Below are 21,238 nucleotides of genomic sequence, written 5' to 3' on the forward strand. Positions count from 1 at the left end.
GGTCGTGTCGGTTTGCGCTTAGTTGTCGCTGTATGGGTTGCCGTAGTAGCTGGCCAGTAGCACCTGCTTCAGTTCAGCAATCAGTGGGTAGCGCGGGTTTGCGCCGGTGCACTGATCATCAAAGGCGTCTTCCGCCAGCTCATCCAACTTCGCCAAGAAGTCCGCTTCGTTAACGCCCGCGTCTTGGATAGACGCAGGGATACCGATGGACGCTTTGAGCTGTTCAATCATCTCAATCAGGCGGTTTACCTGCTCGGCATCGCTGCTGCCGGTGCAGCCTAAGTGATCGGCAATGGCGGCGTAACGACACAACGCCTGTGGCCGATCGTACTGGCTGAAGGCCGCTTGCTTGGTTGGCACGTCAGTGGCGTTAAAGCGGATCACGTTGCTGATCAGCAGCGCGTTCGCCAAGCCGTGTGGCAGGTGGAACTCTGCCCCCAGCTTGTGCGCCATCGAGTGACAAATACCCAAGAACGCGTTGGCGAAGGCGATGCCCGCCAAGGTTGCGCCATTGTGTACTTTTTCCCGCGCCACCGGAGCGTCAGCCCCTTTGGCGTACGAGTCGGGCAGGTACTTAAACAGCAGATCCAACGCCTGCAGTGCTTGGCCGTCGCTGTATTCGTTCGCCATCACGCTAACATAGGCTTCCAGTGCGTGGGTTACCGCATCAATGCCACCAAAGGCGGTCAATGATTTGGGCATATCCATCACAAGGTTCGGATCCACAATCGCCATGTTCGGCGTCAATTGGTAATCCGCCAGCGGGTATTTCTGGCCGGTTTTCTCATCGGTGACCACCGCAAATGGGGTCACTTCCGAGCCGGTGCCCGAGGTGGTTGGGATCGCCACCATCTGTGCTTTTACGCCCAATTTCGGGAACTTGTAGATGCGTTTACGAATGTCCATAAAGCGCAGCGCCAAGTCCGCAAAATCAACGTTTGGATGCTCGTACATCACCCACATGATTTTGGCCGCGTCCATCGGTGAACCGCCACCCAAGGCGATGATCACGTCTGGCTGGAAGCTTTGCGCTACCTTGGTGCCCGCTTTCACAACCGCCAGCGTAGGATCCGCTTCCACTTCGTAGAACACTTCGGTTTCTAACCCTTGGCTCTTTAAGATGCGGATGGTTTCGTCACAGTAACCGTTGTTGAACAGGTACTTGTCGGTCACGATCAGGGCGCGCTTCTTATCGCTCAACTCTTCCAAAGCGATTGGCAAGCTGCCACGACGGAAGTAGATGGAAGACGGAAGTTTGTGCCACAACATGTTTTCTGCTCGCTTCGCTACGGTCTTTTTATTGATCAGGTGGCTTGGGCCAACGTTTTCAGAGATGGAGTTGCCGCCCCAAGAACCACAACCAAGGGTGAGTGATGGCGCCAACTTAAAGTTGTACAGATCGCCAATGCCGCCTTGAGATGCCGGGGTGTTGATCAAAATGCGGGCGGTCTTCATGCGGAAGCCAAACTGCTTAACCCGTTCAACTTGGGTATCTTGATCGGTGTATAAACCCGAGGTGTGGCCAATGCCACCCAGTGCCACTAAGGCTTCGGCGGTGTCCATCGCTTCAGCAAAATCTTTGGCGCGGTACATGCCCAGCAGCGGCGACAATTTTTCATGGGCAAAGGCTTCTTGCTCCGCCACCTTGGTGACTTCGCCAATCAGTACCTTGGTCCACGCTGGCACCTCAATGCCCGCCATCTGCGCGATGGTGGCCGCACTTTGACCCACGATATCGGCGTTTAAGTGGCCATCTTTTAAGATAACCTGCTGCATCGCCTTGTTCTCTTTGGCGCTCAGCAAGTAGCCGCCATGTTTGCCAAAGCGTTCTTTTACTTGGTCGTAGATTTCATCAACCACCACAACCGCTTGCTCAGACGCACAGACCACGCCGTTATCGAAGGTTTTTGACATTAGGATCGACGCAACGGCGCGCTTAATGTCGGCGGTTTCATCAATCACAATTGGGGTGTTGCCCGCCCCAACGCCAATGGCTGGCTTACCGGATGAGTAGGCGGCTTTTACCATGCCTGGGCCACCGGTGGCCAAGATCAGGTTGATGCGATCGTGGGTCATCAGCTGGTTAGACAAAGCCACGCTTGGCTCATCAATCCAGCCAATGATGTCTTTTGGCGCCCCAGCCGCAACCGCCGCATCCAGCACCAGCTTGGCTGCGGTGGTGGTGGCAACTTTCGCCCGTGGGTGTGGCGAAAACACAATGCCGTTACGGGTTTTTAAGCTGATCAGCGCTTTAAAAATGGCGGTAGAGGTTGGGTTAGTCGTGGGCACGATGCCACAGATGATCCCAACAGGCTCGGCAATGGTGATGGTGCCAAAGGTGGCGTCTTCTTCTAAAATCCCGCAGGTTTTTTCATCTTTGTATTTGTTGTAGATGTACTCGGACGCAAAGTGGTTTTTGATCACCTTATCTTCCAATACCCCCATGCGGGTTTCGGTGGCGGCCATCTTGGCCAAGCTGATGCGCGCATCGGCGGCAGCAAAAGCGGCGGCGCGGAAAATTTCATCCACTTTTTCCTGACTAAAGCTGGCGAATTCCGCCTGCGCTTTCGCCACACGTTCCATTAACAGATCCAGTTCTGCTGAAGTTTTAACTGCCATGAGTTGGCTCCCTATGATTTTAAAAATACTTAGCCAATTCGGGCTTGGCTAAATCTTCTTTAGCTTCAAATTAGAAGAAATAATCCAAGCAGACCGTGACCTAATCCACACTACTACCCCTTTGGTGTAATTAACTTACATAATGCTGATATTCAAAGACAAATAATCATCAATAAAACAGCATTTTAGTAAAATGTTTCAGCAACCGTTCGGTTAACTTGCCCGTTTGCTGATAAAAGCAGCAGCCCCTAATTTGGCTTAAGCCTCTCAACACTGCATCTCCCCTGCCCCCTCCTTAGGCCATTGCGGATCCGTTCGTTCTTTGTTGCCCAGCGGTTTAACGGCATCGAGCCACTGCTGCTGCCGTGTTGCATCACCCGCTCCCTTACCGCGCGGTTGTCACTTTGAGCTTGCACTCCGGATAGGTATGTAGGCAACTTTCATCTAAAACACATCCTACCGTTATCTGGCTGTAAGCCAACGGACACCACATCGTCATCAAACCCCAACCGCACAGCAACATGGATCCACCACAGTAGGCGCAGCTGGCCAACCATTGATTGGCCGCGTCATAGGAAATCCATACAAGGAAAACAACATGTTAGCCAAACGTCTTCTTTCGGCTGTTGCGGTGGCCACCGTGCTGTCGTCCACAGCTTCTGCGGCGGTCGTACCCAACCATCAAAGCACTAGCCCCTGGTTCAGTGATTCTCAAACCCAGCTCAACACCAAGCTGGCGCGCACTCAGGTTGAGAACGCAAAGAATGTGATTTTGTTTGTGGGCGACGGCATGGGGATCACCACTCTAACGGCAGCCCGTATTCTGCAAGGCCAGCAACAGGGCAACACGGGCGAAGAGGGCTACCTCAGCTTCGAACGCTTCCCTTACAGCGCGTTGGTGAAAACCTACAACGTTGATGCCCAAACCCCCGATTCCGCCGGCACCATGACCGCCATGATGAGCGGCCTAAAGACCGACGTTGGCGTGATTGGCGTGGATGAAGACATTGTGCGCGGCGATTGCGCCAGCGTGTACGGCAACGAAGTGATCTCGGCATTGGAATTAGCCGAGCTGAAAGGCTTAGCCACCGGCGTTGTTTCGACTGCCCGCATCACCCACGCAACCCCCGCAGCCACTTACGCTAAATCGGCGGATCGCAACTGGGAAGATATCTCGGATATGCCCCAAGCGGCGATTGATGCCGGCTGCGAAGACATCGCCAGCCAATTAGTCAATTTTGAAGCCAACCTAGAAGCCCGTATCGCCGGCAGTGATGTGGATGGCATCGAAGTCGCGTTTGGCGGCGGTCGCCGGCATTTCTTGCCGAAACAGGCCAGCTTTAACAGCGCCGATGCGGCCTCGGCCATTGAAGGGGATCGCACCGATAACCGCGATCTCACCGCCGAATGGCAAGCCACCTACCCCAACGGTCAGTACGTTATCGACCAAGCCGGATTTGATGGCATCAACAGCGAAACCACCGAGCGCGTGCTGGGACTCTTTAACGAATCCCACATGCAGTATGAACAGGATCGCGACAACGACATCGCCGGTGAACCGTCGTTAACCCAGATGACCACCAAAGCGATGCAGATCTTAGATAACAACGCCAACGGTTACCTGCTGGTGGTGGAGTCGGGTCGAGTGGATCATGGTCACCACGCTGGCAGTGCTTACAGCGCCCTGACCGACGCCATCGAACTGAGCAATGCCGTCGCTGCAGCGCAAGCCAGTGCGGGCGACGACACCTTGATCTTGGTGACCGCCGATCACGGCCATGTGTTCACCATTGCCGGTTACCCCAAACGCGGCAACCCAATCCTAGGCAAGGTGGTGGCCGTTGGCGCCAGTGAGCCCAGCTTAGCCGCCGATGGCCTGCCCTACACCACCGTGGGCTACACCAATGGCTTAGGTATGGCGGCACTGGGGGACGAAACCAACGCCGACGCCATCTACAGCCACAGCAATAACAACGGCCGCCACGATCTGAGTAACGTGGATACCCAAAGCGCGGGCTTTCACCAAGAATCCTTGGTGCCGCTTTCCAGCGAAACCCATTCTGGTGAAGACGTTACCCTGCACGCCAGCGGCCCCGGTGCCCACCGTGCCCACGGCGTGATTGAACAAAATCAGGTCTTCCATCTTATCGAACAAGCCCTGCAACTGACCGCCGAGCAATAAGGAGAACAACATGAACAAGTTAATCATCAGCGTGGCGGTAACCACGGCCCTATTAGCCGGTTGCGATGGCGACAACGGCACCAACGGCACCAACGGCAGCGATGGCAGTAACGGCCTGAACAGCCTTGTAAACACCACGACTCTGGCCGTAGGCAATAGCCACTGCCCCAATGGCGGCCTGCAAACCGATACCGGCCTCGATCTCAATCGCGATGGCCTGCTAAGCAGCGATGAAGTCAGCCAAACCAGTTACGCTTGCGTCGCTGGCTCCGAGCCACCGCAATCCGATTCGATGCTCACCAACACCACCAGCAACAACTGGTATCGCACCGAAGCGGCTAATGTGGCCAGCGCCATCGATTACCAAGCGCTGCGAGGCCAAGCCAAAAACGTGATCCTGTTTGTGGGCGATGGCATGGGCGTATCCACCGTCACCGCCGCCCGCATTTTAGCCGGTCAGCTTAATGGCGGCTTGGGCGAAGAACATCGCCTGGCCTTTGAAACACTGCCCTACGCTGGGTTTGCCAAAACCTACAACGTAGATGCCCAAACCCCAGATTCTGCCGGCACCATGACCGCCATCATGAGCGGCGTCAAAACCGACGTGGGCGTGATTGGCGTAGATGAAGACATTGTCCGTGGTGATTGCAGCAGCGTCAGCGGCAACGAATTGATCAGCGCCCTTGAATTGGCGGAGATCGGCGGTAAGTCCACCGGCATCATCTCCAGCGCCCGCATCACCCACGCCACGCCAGCCGCCACCTACGCCAAATCCGCGGATCGCAACTGGGAAGATATCTCGGATATGCCCCAAGCCGCCATTGATGCGGGCTGTGAAGACATCGCGTCGCAGCTGGTTAACTTTGAAACCAACCTAGAAGCCCGCTACGCCGGGTTAGAGGTGGATGGCCTTGAAGTGGTGATGGGCGGTGGGCGGCGTCATTTCCTGCCTAAAGACGCCAACTTCAATAGCCCCGATGCCCGTTCCAGCACCGAAGGGGATCGCACCGATGGCCGCGATCTGACCGCCGAATGGCAAGCCCGCTACCCCGATGGCAGCTACGTCTTCGATAAAACTGGCTTTAACGGCTTAGACACCGAATCCAGCACGCACATCTTTGGCCTGTTTAACGAATCCCACATGCAGTACGAAGCGGATCGCAACAACGACATCGCCGGAGAGCCTTCGCTGCGCGCGATGACCAGCAAAGCGATTGAGGTACTGGATAACAACGACGAGGGCTTCTTCTTGATGGTGGAATCCGGTCGCATCGACCACGGTCACCATGCGGGCAGCGCCTACGCCGCCTTAACCGACACCATCGAACTGGATGAAGCCGTAGCCGCAGCGATGGCGATGACCAACCCCGAAGAAACGCTGATCATCGTTACCGCCGATCACAGCCATGTGTTCACCATTGCCGGTTACCCTAAGCGCGGCAACCCCATTCTGGGCAAAGTGGTGCCGGTGGGATCCGACGCGCCGTCACTGGCAAAAGATGGCATGCCTTACACCACCGTGGGCTACACCAACGGCCGTGGCTTTGCCGATTTAGGCAGCAGCACCGATGCCGATGATCGCTACGACATGGATGTGGATGCGGGCCGTCAGGATCTGTTGTTTGTTGATAGCAGCAACCCCGGTTTTCACCAAGAGAGTTTGGTGCCGCGCAGCTCGGAAACCCACGCTGCCGAAGACGTGAGCATTCACGCTTCTGGCCCCGGCGCGGCGTTACTGACCGGCACCAACGAACAGCAATTTATCTTCCACGCTATCGACTACGCGGCGGATCTCAGCCGCAGCGCCGACGCCATCCTGAATTAACCCAGCGCACCCGCTTGGCCATGCCAAGCGGGTTCTTGGAGCCCCAATGAATCACTTTCCAATACCGCAAACCATCGCCCCAACCATCGCCCCACGTAACTGGGCTCACTCAGGCTACCGCGCTGGCGCTTGGCCGCAGCGAGCATTCGCGGGGGCGCTGCTGCTCCTCGCCCTGTTGTCTGCGTCAGTTTCAGCAAACAACCAGTGCCCAGCGGATCAGCTGATCGCCAGCTACCGTTTAACCCAACAACAGCATGGCCAAGCGCCGCAGGTAACCACCTTACAGCTGGTGCGTCATGGCAACCGCGTCGCCATGGCCGACATTGGCGCCCAACACAGCCAAAGCTGGACCAAGCTGAGCAATCAACGACTGATCAGTTCGCGCCACTATGATGATCACCAGCGCAGCATCGATTACGCCAGCAGCGAACTGCGCCAGCGCGGGGGCAACAGCCAATGGCAACAGCATTACCAACTGGTGCCACCGGCTCTGTTTAGCCAACTGACCTTACAGCCTCAACCTCAACAGCCTCAGCAGCTGTCGCAGGAATGCGCTGCGCTGCGTCACTACCGTGGCCAACAAGACCAGCGCCACGTGACCCTGCACTGGCTGAACCAGCTGCAGCTACCGCAATACTGGCAGGTGCAAGCTCCCCACTCTCAGTGGCAACTGCAACTGATAGGCATTGATCATCAACCCCAAGCCATCGACGCCTTTTTTGCCCAGCGCGATCAGTACCAAGCGGTCGACTTTGCCGATATTGGCGACAACGAACAGGATCCCTTTTTACGGCAGATGATCAGCTTAGGGTTTAAACCGCTGCAAGGAATAACCGCCCACTAGTGCGCCCTTTTGGCACCATTGCCCTTTCCAATGGCCGTGCAGTGGTGGCATGGTGGTGACCAGCAACAACTTTTAACGCCATGTAATAGGGAAATATTTTTATGTTTAGCCACATCATGATCGGTGCCAACGACATCGAGGCATCCAAAGCCTTCTACGATGCCATTCTTGCTGAATTGGGTCATAAGCCTGGGGTGATCGATGACAAGGGGCGCTGTTTTTACTTTACCGACAGCGGCATTTTTGCCCTAACCAAGCCCATTGATGGTGAGGCCGCAACCCACGGCAACGGCAGCACCATCGGCTTTGCCGCAGCCACGGCAGAAGCAGCCAATGCGTGGCACGCTGCCGGTTTAGCCAATGGCGGCAGCGATTGCGAAGAGCCACCGGGCCTGCGTTCGAACCCAAGAATGAGCCTGTATCTGGCATACCTGCGCGATCCATCCGGCAATAAAATCTGCGCCATGCACCGCCCGCAGTAACCGGTTAGTGTGATAGCAAAAGCCCGCCGTCATGGCGGGCTTTTGCTTATCTCAGCCACGGTGCTGGGCTCAGTTAATCTGGTTCGCCAGCGCTTAACGGCACCATCACATCGTTAAATGCGGCCGATTCCGCCAGCAGCTGCTCCTCGATCAACCACAACCGATCTTGGCCCCACACCACCATTTCGCCGTATTGCACGCAGGGCACGCCCCACTGCCCCAGCCGTTGCAACTCGGTCAGGTTTTCCTGTGCCCAACCCCGCCAGCTGTTATCGCTCAACAGTGGCCGCGCCTGCTGCCAAGACAGCCCCGCTTGCTCCACAATAGTACGCATCCCCGCTTCGGTATCGGCGTAATGGCCTTGGCTGTTCACCGCCCGCGCAAACGCCAGCAAGTACGCCACTTCTTTATGCTGTTGCTGGGCATAAGCGAACAAGGCGTAGCAATGCTCAACCGCTTTGCCCAAGGGATCCGCCACATAGCCGTAGGGCAACCGCTGGCGCTGGGCTTCGCGCTGGGTGTCTAAGAAGATGTACATCTTCTTGCAGTTTGGCACCGCCAAACCGCGCATCACCATCGGCAACACCGGCATTATCTGCAAGGGCCGCTGATAATGGCAGCTCAACTTAACCAGCTGTTCTAAGGCAAGGTAGGAATAGGGACTGCGCGCCGAGAAATAGAACCGCAATGGCTGCCCTTTTTTCTCTGTTCTCTCCCCGGGATGGGCGGTGCCGGGGTGGTGGATCGCATTGGTGTTGCTGCCAGCCCCAAACCGCAGTTGGGTATGATCAAACCAGCTTATCGCTTTTGGATCGACCGCCAGCCCCAGCTGCAGCCAGCGTTGTTGGAGGTGCCATAACCGATCCAGCCCCCAATACCATTCGCCTTCGTAATAGGCCATGCCGCTGTAATAGTGCCCCAAGCGCCGCAACGTGGCCTGATTGTATTGCAGCTGAGATTGCAACGGCGCCGCTAAAATCGCGGCCGTAATCGACTGCCCCTGCCAATACTGATGAAACAGCTCAAGCATGCCAGCCAGTGGCTGTTGCCCTTGCTCGGCCAGCAACAGCTGCGCGGTAAAACTATTCAGCCGCTCGGTGCAGTGCAATTGTTCGCTTTGGGGTTGCGCCACTGGCCACTGCAACTGATAGCGCTTAGCCAGATAGCCCGCATCAACCACGCTGTGGCGACGCCAATGAACCAGATCCGGATAGAACGCTTGGGGCTTATCCCGCACGGTTCGCAGTACCAATTCATACTGAAACTGCTGCTGGAGCGTAATCAGTGCCTGCAGCAGCAGATAACTGTAGGGATCATCAATGGCCACAAACACCTGCAGTTGATGGCGACGGCCGCTGACTTTGCGCGCCCATTCCCGCCACAGGCGTTTGGCTTGCCGCGTTGTGTTACTGGCTATCCATCGCGCCGCCAAAGCACGTATACGAGAGTTCATCAGCGATCCATGGCTTGCATCCGTACCCCCCAACTTACGGCTAAGCACTGACAGAACACAATCACAGCCCAGCCAAAACCCGTAAAAAACCGCAGCCACTCGGTACGGCCACGCATTCCCGTGCATGCCGCTGATGCCCGCGGCAGATAATAACGTTTTGTTATCAAAAGCATTACGAATGGTCATTTAATCTGATGACAAACAGGATCTACACTGACAGCACGAATTGAAACCACAGGTATTGTCCCATGGATCTGAAGCTCAACGATAAGAATGTACTGGTTACCGGCTCGACCTCTGGCATTGGCAAAGCGATTGCTGCCGCCTACCTCAAAGAAGGCGCCACCGTATACATTAACGGTCGTGATCAAGCCCGTTGTGATGCCACCGCCAATGAACTGGCCAGCCAATTTAACGCCCAAGGCAAGGTGAAAACCGCCGTGGCTGATCTGGCCGATAGCGCAGCCACTGACGCCTTAGTGGCCCAGCTAACCGCAGCCGGCGGCATCGACATTTTGATCAACAACACCGGTATTTTTGAAGTAAAAGCGTTTGAGCAGATCAGCGATGACGAGTGGATGCACTACTTCAATGTGAACATCTTAAGTGCGGTGCGTTTATCCCGCGCCCTGTTACCAACCATGTTGGAAAAAGATTACGGCCGCATCGTTAACATCTCCAGTGAATGCGCCATTAAACCGCTGGGGCAGATGGTGCATTACAGCGTCACCAAAACCGCGCTGCTAAGCCTATCCCGTGCTTTGTCAGAATTAACCAAAGGCAAAAACGTAACCGTTAACTCGGTACTGCCGGGGCCAACCTGGACCGAAGGGGTTGAAAACTACTTTGATAGCTTGGCCACCAAAGAGGGCAAACCCGCTCAGGATCTGATCGACAGCTACTTTGCCGAACACGAGCCAACGTCGTTGCTGCAGCGTTTTGTGACGGTTGAAGAAGTGGCCGAATCCACGGTGTATCTCACCAGCAACCGTGCCATGAACGGCCAATCGTTGCGGGTTGAAGGCGGCATTATCCGCGCCCTGTAATGATTTAGGTTACCGTTGCTCTGTCTAAGCCGCTCATTTTGAGCGGCTTTTTGTTTTACAGCCACGTCGCTAACTGGCCGATATTAAGCTACATCTAGCTAATAAGATCTGGCTGGCGGCTCCAAAGATCAGCCCGAGCCGATGCAAACGAGGAGAAGCGGCATGGGACACACAACGCTGTATTGGCTGGGGCAAGATCTGCGCTTGCACGACAATCCTGCGCTGCAACAAGCCAAACACAATACCGACCGACTGCTGTTTGTTTATTGCATCGATCCCAACTGGTTTAAACCAAAGCGTTACCACAACGCCGCCGTTGGCAAGATGCGCTGGCAGTTTATGGTGCAATGCCTGAACAACTTGCACGCCAATCTCTGCAAACAACAGCAACAGTTATTGATCTTTCACGGCTCGCCGGTGGGGATCATCAGCCAGTTGATCAGCCAGCATCAGGTGTCGCGGGTGGTTCGCAGTCGCCAAGTCGGCATTGATGAGCAGCGCCAATGGCAACGCTTAACCGCGCACCATCCGGATGTGTTTTGGCGTGAAGAAGACGGCGCGACGTTATACGACTTAGCGCAATTGCCGTTTGCCATAAACGACTGCCCCAAGACCATGGCCGACTTTCTGCTGCAGGTTGATCCCCTCGCCATCGCAGCACCGCTGTTAGCCCCAGCCACCTTGCCACCATCAACCCCACATTCAACCGTGGGCTTACAGGCCGACACCGATGCGTTATCGGTGATTGGTGGCGAAAACGATGGCCTGCGCCATTTGGCGCAATACTTTGAAAGCGAGCAGCCAAACCACTACCACAGCCAGTGTGATGCACTGCAGGGCTGGCACAACAGCAGCAAACTGTCGCTCTGGCTTGGTCAAGGCTGCATCAGCCCACGACAAAGCTACGCCGCCATCAGCCAATACCAAACCCTGCACAACGACAGCGACAACGGCGAAGCGCTGAAACAGGCGTTACTGCGGCGGGAATATTGGCAATGGTATGGCCTTAGCCACGGCGATGGCTTATTCAAATTCGCGGGCAGCTGCGGCCAGCGACCATTAACCAGCTTCTACTCCAACCGGTTCACCGCTTGGTGTCACGGCAACAGCGGCTACCCCATCGTGGATGCGGCCATGCGCGAACTGCTGGCCACCGGCTACATCAGCAACCGCGCCCGCCAACTGGCGGCCAGTTGTTTGGTGCACCAGCTGCAAGTGGACTGGCGCTATGGCGCGGCGTGGTTTGAACATCACCTATTGGATTACGACTGCGGCAGCAACTGGGGTAACTGGCAGCACATTGCGGGGGTAAGCAGCGATCCGGATGACGGCAAGCCGCTGGATCTGCAGCAGCAAAGCGAACGGTTTGATCCCGAACACCGTTACCGCCGTCGGTGGCAATCCGAAGCCACCCCACTGACCGCCAGCGGCGAGCTGAACTGGCAACAGTGATTCGAGTAAAGCGTTCGCATGATGAATTCGAGTCGCGCACGGCAGTCGTTCACTTGAATAAAGAGCCTGAGTGAGTGCTGCTGAGCATGGCCGCCGCAGCGGAGTACGGCCTACCACCCAAAGCGGCATCCGTTCGCCCCCGTGCACCGAAGCCACGCCAAACAACATCATATTTTAAATCAGTTACTTGGCCGATTGCCGCTGCCCCAGCATGGCAGCAGCAACGGCGCCACCTATAGTTAACACTATCGCCGCCCCCGCAGTAGATAAGGAATATGGCGCCAATGTGATCGCTTCGATACAAGGAATACGCCATGAATGACAGCAAATCCCCACCCACCGAAAAAATCTGCTTGGCCTGTTTGCGCCCCTTCGTATGGCGTAAAAAATGGCAACGCGAATGGGATAACGTCCGCATCAGCTCGGATCGCCCGCGCCCCAAAAAACCTTAACTAAACCAGCACTTAGGCGTTAGCCGTAACCAGTATAAACGACCGCATCAACCCGAAAATCAGCAGATAACACCATGTTGGTTCGGTTTTTTGCCCAGCTGCGGCCGCGGCAAATGCGTATCATTGCTGTCCCCCTTGTTGCTGGAGCCTAGCGCCTTGAATCTTCCTGTTTTGCCCTGCGAGTCGTTTACGTTACGGCTGTTGCAGCCGCAAGAAGCCGCCACCGCCGTTAAGTATTACCGCAGCAATCAATTGCACTTGAATAAGTGGGAGCCCAAACGCCCCAGCGGTTTTTATCAGCTGTCCTATTGGCAGCAACTGCTGCAACAGCGGCTACGGCAGTTTCAACGGGGCGAATCGGTGCACCTATGCGCCATCGATAACCGCAGCAAGATGATGATCGGCAGCTGCAACTTCACCCAAATTGATCGGCAGCTGAATCGCAACTGCTTTATGGGGTACAGCCTTGACCAATATCAACAAGGGCAAGGGCGGATGACCCAAATTGTGGCGACCAGTATTGAGTACCTTTTTGCCCAGCGCCAGCTGGCGCAAATCAGCGCCGGTTACATGCCCAGCAATCAGCGCAGCGGCAACGTGCTGCAGCGTTTAGGGTTTGAAACCATTGGGCTAGAACGTGACTATTTGCAGATAAATGGCAAATTAGAGGATCACATTGTTACCACCAAGCGGAACCCCTACCAGTTTCAGTTCAGCTAACTAGGCTGCCTCCGTTCGGCTTAACCGGCGTTCAATCCACGGCTCAAGCGCGCCATCACTGCACTGCCCTTCTCTGCCGCCATTCCCTCTGGATCCTTATTCTGCGCGCACCAGCTGAATGCTGAGCGCCGAGATCCAGCTGGCGCCGGTTCAGCCAATATTCCAGGCCAACCTTCTGCGCCAATCATGCCGCCCCTCGCCCACAAGCCCCCCGTGCGGCCAACAAAACCCACTCAATGTTGCACTGGTTTGAAAATAAGTTTCATTAGTTGTTGAAATTTATTTAATGGAAACGATAATAGCTCTCGTTTGCATTACCCTTACTATAATCACAAGGACATCGTGATCCATGAAAGTTGTTGCCCACAGTGCCGTAGCCACTGCCATCGCTCTTGCCTTAAGCGCCCCTGCCTACGCCGCAGAAACTGCCGCTGAAGATATCGAACGCATTGAAGTTGTTGGTCAATTATCGTTTTACTCCGCCACCAAATCGGCAACTCCGATCATGGAAACCGCCCGTTCAATCTCGGTAGAAACCGACACACAGCTGATTGAAAAAGGCGCGTTACGATTAGATGATGCCTTTACCTACACCGCTGGGGTGAATGGTGAAACCTATGGCTACGCCACACGGGGCGATTGGGTTCGCATTCGTGGCTTTGAAGTGCCCCAGTACCGTGATTCGCTGCAATCGCTGTTTGGCAACAACAATAACACCCGCCCCGACGTGTACGCCCTAGAGCAAGTGGAAGCGCTGAAAGGCCCCGCCTCGGTGCTGTACGGCAAAGGCTCTCCCGGTGGTTTGATCAACTTAGTCAGCAAAACCCCAAAGCAAGAGAGTGCCCACGAACTGGTGCTGGAGTACGGCAGCTTTGATCACAAACAGCTGGCACTGGACAGCACCGGCCAACTGAGCGACGACGGCCAGTGGCTGTACCGCATGGTTGGGCTTTACCGCGATACCGAAACCCAAGTGGATTTCGTGGAAGACAACACGGTGATGTTGGCGCCCTCGTTAACTTGGCAGCCCAACGACAATAACCAACTTACGCTGCTGCTGAACTACACCGACACCGACAGCGACACCGCGGCGCAGTTTTTACCGGTTTCTGGCACCTTGCACACTGCGCCCAACGGCCAAAAAATGGCTCCTTCAACCTACGTGGGCGATCCGGATTACAACCAATACCTAGCCGAAACTCTGTCGGTGACCTTGATTGGCGAACACTACTTCAATGACGACTGGTCGGCGTCATTCACCGGCCGCTACACCGATGCTTCGGTGGATTACCAACAGGCGTGGATCTCGTTCATCCCTAGCGCAACCTTCATCGGCTTACGCGACGGGTCACTGCACCCACTGGGCTTAGCCCCACGCAGCTTTTACCGCAAAGATGGCACCTCAGAACAAGCGGCGATTGATCTGCGCTTGCGCGGTAATGTGATGCTGGCCGGAATGGAACACGAACTGCTGTTCGGCACCCAATACCAAGATGTCACCATCGGCAGCGCCGGTTACTTCGCCTTTGCCGTTGGCCTTGATTTCACCAACCCACTGGCCAGCGACGACAGCTACTGGATTAACCCGTTTAACCCAAGCTACGGCAATGTGCCACCGGCCGCTGCGCTGGATGCCGCCTACGCGGTTAAACCCGACACCGACAGCAAAGACTTAGGCATCTACATTAGCGATCAGATCAGCTACGAATCGTGGTTGTTAACCTTAGGGCTGCGCTTCGACGACACCGAAACCACCACCGCCAGCGACAGCCAAAGCGACGATGAAGTGAGCTTCAGCGCGGGCTTGATGTACCAATTTGATGTTGGTCTGTCGCCTTACGCCAGCTACGCCGAATCCTTCGATCCGGTAGTGGGTGACAATGGCGCCGGTAAAGCCCTGCAACCGATGCGTGGCGAGCAATGGGAGCTGGGCTTGAAATACCAGCCAGAGGGTTGGCCGGCCATGGTGCAACTGGCCTATTTCGATATCGAGCAAAGCAACCTTAACGATCCCAACGCGCAGCCGGGTAACGTGGAACAGCAAAGCGGCGTGGCCGAAGTAACCGGGGTCGAACTGGAAGCGATGGGTCGCATCGGCGATGTGACCGTTGAACTGAACGCCAGTGTGCTGGATCACAACGACGCCAACGGCAACAAACTGGCCTCGGTGCCAGAGCAGCAAGCGTCTGCGTGGATCAGCTACCAGCCGAGTCAATTCGACGGTTTCCGCAGTGGCCTTGGCGCACGTTATGTGGGTGAATCCTTCGGTGGCACCGAATCACGACTGCAGATCTACGACAACATTCGCACCCCGTCGTACACCTTGGTGGATTTGATGATCGGCTACCAGTGGCAGCAAGTGCAGCTGCAATTAAACGCCCGTAACCTGTTTGATAAGCAGTACTACGCCACCTGCCTTGCCCGTGGTGACTGCTTCGCCGGTGACGAACGTACCATCGTCGGTAGCCTCCGCTATGCCTTCTAATGCCATCACCGTTATGGCGCTTGCCGCAGCACTGCTTGTCAGTGCTGCGGCAACGGCATCCACCGCTCCATCCGCTCCCCTCGCTGTTCCAGCGGGGGTAATTCACATTAGCCCTAACGTCACCGCCCTGTTGGCGCTGCTGCTGTGCAGCCTTGGCACCGCGTTGCTCTATGGTTCGTGGCAACAGCGCACCCCCGCCAAGTTGATCATGCCCTGTGGCTGGCTCGCCATCTTCGCGGCCACGCCATTATGGATCCACGCCTATGGGGTTGAGTTTGGGGTTATCTACAACCTAATCGCCCTGTTTGCCGTTGCCATCAGCCTGATTTTGATGCGCTCTGAACTGGGCAGCAGTAGTGCCCCCGCGTTGATCCCGGCACCACGGGTTGGCGCCGATGCGTTACGCCAAGATCCGCTGCGTCAGTACCGCTTAGGCTCAGTACTGGGACGAACGTTATTGATTGTGTTGGTGGGCGCGATCGCCACCGTTGCCATCGCCATGGCACTGTTTACCAGCTTGCCGTTACCCCGCGTTGATCAGCTGGTGCTGGCCGCGGTGTTGTTTCCGCTGCTTTGGGGCACCATCGCCGTGGTATTGAGTTACAGCCAAACGCTGCTGCGCCACTGCGCCATGCTGCTGGCTGCCACCACGGCGGCATCGTTGTGGCTAGGGAGATTTCTATTATGAACACAGACACCACTGCAGCCGCGTTCAAGCCTAACCGCAGCGCCGCCCCCGCCTCGTTATCGAAACGGATGCTGCTGGGCCATTCGGGTATCGGCTTACTGGTTGGGGCGCTGATGTATCTGATCTGCATCAGCGGCAGCATCGCGGTGTTTTACCCAGAACTTGAACGCTGGGAACAACCGCAGATCCCAGAGTTTCAGCAGATGGCACCGCAGGCCATTCAACAGGGCTTTAGCCAGCATTTGGCTGGACTGGCGCGCGACGATTACCCGAAAAAGATGTTCATTACCCTGCCGACGGCAGAGCTGCCTCGCGCTCACATTTCGGTCAATGGCAGTGAATACTGGCTCGATAGCGGCGGTCATCGCTTGGATGATGTAACCGATGGCTGGACAGCCATGTTAACGGCATTACACATCAACCTGTTGCTGCCAAAAAACCTCGGCATTGTGATTGTCAGCTTACTTGGAGTGATGCTGGTGGGTTTAACCCTCAGCGGAGTGTTGGCGCATAAGCGGATCTTCAAAGACGCCTTTACCCTGCGTGTTAATGCTGAACTGCCAAAGCAAGTGGATATTCATAATCGGTTGTCGGTGTGGGGCCTGCCATTCCATCTGATGATTGGCTTAACCGGTGCTTTTTTTGGCCTGGTTGGCCCCTTTATCTTGGTGGCGGTATCGCTGTTTTACGAGGGCGATCAAAACGCCTTGATCAAAGATGTTTATGGCCATGATCCGGTCATCAACCAAGCCAGCCAACCCTTCTATGTTGATCGCGCCTTCGATAATCTGGCCACCATCGCACCAGAGGCTCAGCCGCTGTACGCCGTAGTGCAGCAACCCGGTGGCAGCGGCCAGTACATCGAAATTGGTGCCTTGCTGCCACAACGCTTGATCTACTCCGAAATCTATCGCTTCAACAGCGATGGCAGCTACATCGATCACCAGCAAATGGGCGACGGCCCCCTTGGGCGCCAATTGGCGTACTCCATCTATCGCATCCACTTTGGTCACTTTGGCGGCTATGGCACCAAGCTGATGTATTTGCTGTTGGGGCTGGCATTAACCGTGATCAGCGTAACTGGCATCAACATCTGGCTGCAAAAGCGCAATCGCCAAGATGGGCTGGATCGGATCTGGGCTGCCACCGTCTGGGGGGCACCGCTGGCTCTGTGTGCCTCTGCCATCGCCGCTACCTTCGCGTTGCCGGTGACGCTGAGCTTCTTAGCCAGCTACGCCGTCGCTTTTGTGGTTGCGGGTTGCGCCCGTGCTGCCGCTCCCAACAGAGTAAACCAACGTTTTAAAGCGGCAACGGCGCTGGCACTGGCCATCACTGCGGTGGTGCACCAGTGGCATTATCGCGATGACACCATCAGTGCTGCCGCCATCAACATCGATCTGTTGTTGCTCGGCGTCAGTGGTTGCTGGGGATTGTGGTTGTGGCATTGCCATCGCCAACACCGCAGCCCACAAGGGGAGTTGGCGAACTAACTTCGGCTTTGAAGCCTAGGTACTGTAACTCTAAGCACGGCAAATCTAGGTACTGCATCTAGGTACAATTCATAGCAGCGGTGGCTGGCGACGTGGATCGCCATTCATCGCTGCTATCACTGCGCGCCATGCAACCTATCTCACCGCACCTGCCCCGCCTGTCTTATCGACAAATTGATCGCAGCCGCACCACAACTCTCATCGGGCATTAACCACGGCTTCCCCATCCAGTCAATTGGGCTGGCATTGCCTTTTTCACTAGCGATTTTATTGTTGTTGTCGCCTCATCGTTGGCGGATTGCGATGCACATCACAGCCTTTCTGGCAGAACTGTTCAGTACAACTTGGTCTCAATGTGGCAACTTTGTTAACATTGCCGCCGTTGTAGTCGCCAAGTAGTAAGGGCTTTCCTGTGCAAGAAGAACATGTGGTTGTTGTCGATGAACAGGGCGTTGTTCTAGGCACCGAAGAAAAAATGGCCGCCCATCGTCTTGGGTTACTGCACCGAGCCTTCTCGGTTTTTATCTTTAATGATCAGCATCAGTTGATGTTGCAGCAGCGTGCCCTGCACAAATACCACTCTGGTGGCTTGTGGACCAATACCTGTTGCAGCCACCCGCGTCTGCATGAATCCTACGCCGATGGTGCCCAGCGCCGCCTGTTTGAAGAGATGGGTTTTCACAGCGAAATGAAGCCGGTATTTGAGTTTATCTACCGTGCCGAGCTGGATAAGGGGATGATTGAACACGAATTGGATCATGTCTTTTTTGGCTACAGCAACACCACGCCACAGCTGAACCCAGAGGAAGCCGCCGCCTATCGCTACGTCAGCTTGGATGTGCTTGATGACGAAATGAAAAATCAGCCAGAACAGTATACTGAATGGTTTAAGATAGCCTACGCACAGGTGCGAACCTTGTGGCTAGAGCGGATCCGTCAGGCCGCTTAAGCCGCCATAAAACCGCACGCCTGTTACGATCCCCCTGAATCGACGGCAACCGTTTTTTAAAGAGGCTCAATGGCATTATCTACCCCGTTATTACTGTTTGTTGATGTGGTGCAGCAAGGTTCGTTCACCAAAGCCGCCGCGTTGCACGACATGGACAACTCGTCGCTGTCAAAACAGATCAAAAAGCTGGAAGCCAACTTGGGGGTGCAGCTGCTGAACCGCTCTACCCGCTCATTTTCGCTTACCCCCGCTGGGGAAGAGATCCTCGCCCAAGCAAAAACGTTGAAGCAGACGCTGGATCAGATCCAAGGCATTGCCGATGCCTACCAATCTCAACCCAAAGGTAACTTACGGATCGCCTCGCCGGTTTACTTTGGCCAACAATACCTGCAACCGGTGATCGCCCAATTTCTGCAGCGTTACCCCGATGTGCAACTCAGTTTGGCGCTGGATGATAAGAAAGCCGACATTATCGCCGATCACATCGACTTGGCTTTTCGCATCGGAAAGATGCCCGATTCCAACTTGATTGCCAAAAAAATAGCCAGCACTCATCTGGCTTTAGTCGCCTCTCAGGATTTTATTCAGCAGCATGGTCGCCCCACCACTTTGGCAGAACTGTTGGCCCTGCCCGCGGTGATCTACAGCAACGGCGATCTGATTTGGGATCAACTGCAGATCAGCGCCGAGCCCAACGGCGCCCTCATCACCGCCAAAATGCGCGGCAACTACCGCACCAGCGACATTCGCGCCTTACTGGATGCGGTCTCGGCTGGGATGGGTTACGCCTTGATTGATCTGTCGCATCTGCAACGGCCTATTGATCAACTGCAGTTGGAGCCGCTGTTAACGGATCACCGTTTATCCTGCGGCGACACTGGGATCTACGCGGTTTACCCCCACCGTAAACAAACCAAATTAGTGGCGGAGTTTATTCACGCGGTTGAACAGTACCTCGGCGCGCCCGCCTTTTGGCAACAACACCTGCCGAATTACGACAGCCTGTATAACTGATCGCCCTGCATACTGCTCAACCGCCAAGCGATACTGGGGTTATGAGTCGATGCTGATGCCCACATGATGATAACGGGCGAAGACATCGTTGCCGTCCCACTGCGGCGGCATGTCACTGGCAAGGCCAGCCTCTTTCAGCAACCGCCGATGTTGATCTTGGGTGAGCTCGACCGCCACCAGATAACGCTGCAGTAGCGCACTCAACACCGCCAGCTCATCCCCTGGCCATTCAAGTAATTTTGCCACCACCACTTTCAGTGGGATCGCATGATCAAGATCGGCGGCCTCGTCGGGCTGAAGCGCCGCACTGCGCCCCACCAGCTTCGGTTTGATCCGCCGCAGTGTGGCACGCAAAATTCGCGTGGTAACCCGCAGAGTTACCACCCCTTTACGGTATCCCTGTAGCTGCCACAGCACGCTGGCAACCACTTCTTGTTCAAATGGCGTCATGACACTTTCTTCTACTAAAACAGAAAGCGCCTTGGCGCAAACCAAGACGCTTAATCGAATAACCGTATTGTAAATGGCGAGCGACCAACATGGCAGTCTCTGGCGCCATTTGTGCTTCAGGCAACGCTAAAAATCATACACCTCAACCACAATCCCGCTTTGCTGGTGCAGCCATTGTTTTACTGCCGACCGCCCGGGTTGCTGACACTTTTTGACGCCACCGGGTTTTGCAAAGAACACCAACTTTTCAACTCGGTATCCTAAATCTTTAGCGATTAATGCTTTCAGTATGTCTTTTTCAAATTCAGAGTTGGGTCGACTTAATCCCAGTGCCACCTCAACAATGACCCCTTCATCTGGAAAGTAATAGTCCACCGCAAGGCTGGTGTCGCCACAAATTTTTTGCTCTGAAAAGTCCGCGCCAAAATGCATCTGGGCTTTATGAGCCAATAAGGTAACAAACTGATTGGTCGCATGATTGCCGATTCCAGGCCCTTTCGAATCTAAAAAACCATGAGTGTTGGCTGCTAACGTGTGTGCTAAGTCAAAAAGTTGTTTGTATTTAACCATTTATCATCCATGACTAAAGTAAAAAAAATACAATGACGTACAACCAAGGTGCAGTTAAAGGGCACAACCAGACTGTAGTGGCAGACAAACTCAAGCCCTTTAATCAACAACAAACCGAGCAGTTCAATCTGCCGCTACACTGCCACTTGAATCCATATCTGGAACTGATCGAATACTGCGGCCGCGCCTTAGTCACCGATAACGCCGGAGCCATCCTAGCAGACTGCAGCCATTGACTTGATCGACTTAGAGCACTTTCTCGAGTTGACTGAAAACTTCGATTACCACTTCAACCACTTTGCCGGTAACTGCGCCTGTAGTGGTCAACTAAATTTGGCCACGGCTTCGTAAGTTTTCCTGTATCTTCGCTCTGACTCATTGGGCGTTAAACCGCCATTGTAATGATGGGGTCTGAGGGAACTGTAATAGCCGATGATGTAGCGCACTATTTCGCTCCAGGCTTCAGCAAAATTATTGTACCCGGTCGCAGGTACCCATTCTGTCTTTAAGCTTCGAA

General features: G+C 55.1%; 18 protein-coding genes and 1 pseudogene. 14 read left to right on the top strand and 5 right to left on the bottom strand.

Annotated elements, in window-relative coordinates; all coding sequences use genetic code 11:
* Nucleotides 1–18: 18 nt before the first annotated feature.
* Nucleotides 19–2,619, bottom strand: coding sequence for a bifunctional acetaldehyde-CoA/alcohol dehydrogenase (gene adhE / locus Q0796_RS03500; RefSeq protein ID WP_298440344.1), 2,601 nt, complete (start codon nt 2,617–2,619; stop codon nt 19–21).
* Between the two features lie 598 nt (nt 2,620–3,217).
* Here adhE and Q0796_RS03505 point away from each other — a divergent pair.
* From Q0796_RS03505 to Q0796_RS03520, 4 genes are all read left to right on the top strand, one after another.
* Entirely contained in the window at nt 3,218–4,801 is a 1,584-nt protein-coding gene (locus tag Q0796_RS03505) for an alkaline phosphatase (protein WP_298440346.1), read from the top strand.
* A 10-nt stretch (nt 4,802–4,811) separates the two neighbouring features.
* Complete coding sequence (locus tag Q0796_RS03510; protein ID WP_298440348.1) at nt 4,812–6,626, top strand: alkaline phosphatase; 1,815 nt, start codon at nt 4,812–4,814, stop codon at nt 6,624–6,626.
* Nucleotides 6,627–6,672: 46 nt separating this feature from the next.
* A complete protein-coding gene (locus Q0796_RS03515; RefSeq protein WP_298440350.1) occupies nt 6,673–7,470 on the top strand; it encodes a hypothetical protein in 798 nt (265 codons plus the stop codon).
* A 101-nt stretch (nt 7,471–7,571) separates the two neighbouring features.
* Entirely contained in the window at nt 7,572–7,952 is a 381-nt protein-coding gene (locus Q0796_RS03520; RefSeq protein WP_298440352.1) for a VOC family protein, read from the top strand.
* 73 nt (nt 7,953–8,025) lie between these two features.
* Here Q0796_RS03520 and Q0796_RS03525 read toward each other — a convergent pair whose 3' ends face one another.
* Nucleotides 8,026–9,405, bottom strand: coding sequence for a DsbA family protein (locus Q0796_RS03525; RefSeq protein WP_298440354.1), 1,380 nt, complete (start codon nt 9,403–9,405; stop codon nt 8,026–8,028).
* 248 nt (nt 9,406–9,653) lie between these two features.
* Between Q0796_RS03525 and Q0796_RS03530 the strand changes: the two genes are divergently transcribed.
* From Q0796_RS03530 to Q0796_RS03570, 9 genes are all read left to right on the top strand, one after another.
* Nucleotides 9,654–10,451, top strand: a complete 798-nt coding sequence (locus Q0796_RS03530) for an SDR family oxidoreductase (RefSeq protein WP_298440356.1) — start codon at nt 9,654–9,656, stop codon at nt 10,449–10,451.
* A 162-nt stretch (nt 10,452–10,613) separates the two neighbouring features.
* Nucleotides 10,614–11,903, top strand: coding sequence for a DASH family cryptochrome (locus Q0796_RS03535; protein WP_298440358.1), 1,290 nt, complete (start codon nt 10,614–10,616; stop codon nt 11,901–11,903).
* Between the two features lie 314 nt (nt 11,904–12,217).
* The gene (locus tag Q0796_RS03540) at nt 12,218–12,355 is read left to right on the top strand and encodes a DUF2256 domain-containing protein (RefSeq protein ID WP_298440360.1); all 138 of its coding nucleotides are present in this window, start codon (nt 12,218–12,220) and stop codon (nt 12,353–12,355) included.
* Between the two features lie 156 nt (nt 12,356–12,511).
* Nucleotides 12,512–13,075 (top strand): GNAT family N-acetyltransferase, encoded by a 564-nt coding sequence (locus Q0796_RS03545; RefSeq protein WP_298440362.1) that lies wholly within the window; start codon nt 12,512–12,514, stop codon nt 13,073–13,075.
* 349 nt (nt 13,076–13,424) lie between these two features.
* Nucleotides 13,425–15,560 carry a TonB-dependent siderophore receptor gene (locus Q0796_RS03550; protein ID WP_298440364.1) on the top strand — a complete coding sequence of 712 codons (2,136 nt, stop codon included), beginning with the start codon at nt 13,425–13,427 and terminating at the stop codon, nt 15,558–15,560.
* Nucleotides 15,550–16,248 carry a hypothetical protein gene (locus Q0796_RS03555; RefSeq protein WP_298440366.1) on the top strand — a complete coding sequence of 233 codons (699 nt, stop codon included), beginning with the start codon at nt 15,550–15,552 and terminating at the stop codon, nt 16,246–16,248. Before Q0796_RS03550 ends, Q0796_RS03555 begins: the two co-directional genes overlap by 11 nt.
* Nucleotides 16,245–17,738 (top strand): PepSY-associated TM helix domain-containing protein, encoded by a 1,494-nt coding sequence (locus Q0796_RS03560; protein ID WP_298440368.1) that lies wholly within the window; start codon nt 16,245–16,247, stop codon nt 17,736–17,738. The genes Q0796_RS03555 and Q0796_RS03560 overlap by 4 nt, the downstream gene beginning before the upstream one ends.
* Before the next feature lie 412 nt (nt 17,739–18,150).
* On the top strand, nt 18,151–18,687 hold the full coding sequence (gene idi / locus Q0796_RS03565; protein WP_298440370.1) for an isopentenyl-diphosphate Delta-isomerase: 537 nt from the start codon (nt 18,151–18,153) through the stop codon (nt 18,685–18,687).
* A 69-nt stretch (nt 18,688–18,756) separates the two neighbouring features.
* Nucleotides 18,757–19,701, top strand: a complete 945-nt coding sequence (locus Q0796_RS03570; RefSeq protein ID WP_298440371.1) for a LysR family transcriptional regulator — start codon at nt 18,757–18,759, stop codon at nt 19,699–19,701.
* A gap of 39 nt (nt 19,702–19,740) precedes the next feature.
* Here Q0796_RS03570 and Q0796_RS03575 read toward each other — a convergent pair whose 3' ends face one another.
* Both Q0796_RS03575 and Q0796_RS03580 read right to left on the bottom strand, forming a co-directional pair.
* Entirely contained in the window at nt 19,741–20,151 is a 411-nt protein-coding gene (locus Q0796_RS03575) for a hypothetical protein (RefSeq protein ID WP_298440372.1), read from the bottom strand.
* Between the two features lie 126 nt (nt 20,152–20,277).
* Nucleotides 20,278–20,721 carry a hypothetical protein gene (locus Q0796_RS03580; protein WP_298440373.1) on the bottom strand — a complete coding sequence of 148 codons (444 nt, stop codon included), beginning with the start codon at nt 20,719–20,721 and terminating at the stop codon, nt 20,278–20,280.
* Between the two features lie 77 nt (nt 20,722–20,798).
* On the opposite strand from Q0796_RS03580, the gene Q0796_RS03585 reads away from it, so the two are divergent.
* Complete coding sequence (locus Q0796_RS03585; RefSeq protein WP_298440374.1) at nt 20,799–20,957, top strand: hypothetical protein; 159 nt, start codon at nt 20,799–20,801, stop codon at nt 20,955–20,957.
* An 87-nt stretch (nt 20,958–21,044) separates the two neighbouring features.
* Here Q0796_RS03585 and Q0796_RS03590 read toward each other — a convergent pair.
* Nucleotides 21,045–21,238: pseudogene (locus tag Q0796_RS03590) on the bottom strand (IS3 family transposase); the annotation flags it as partial.

Origin of the sequence: uncultured Ferrimonas sp. (genome assembly GCF_947489035.1) — a bacterium.
Lineage (GTDB): Bacteria > Pseudomonadota > Gammaproteobacteria > Enterobacterales > Shewanellaceae > Ferrimonas.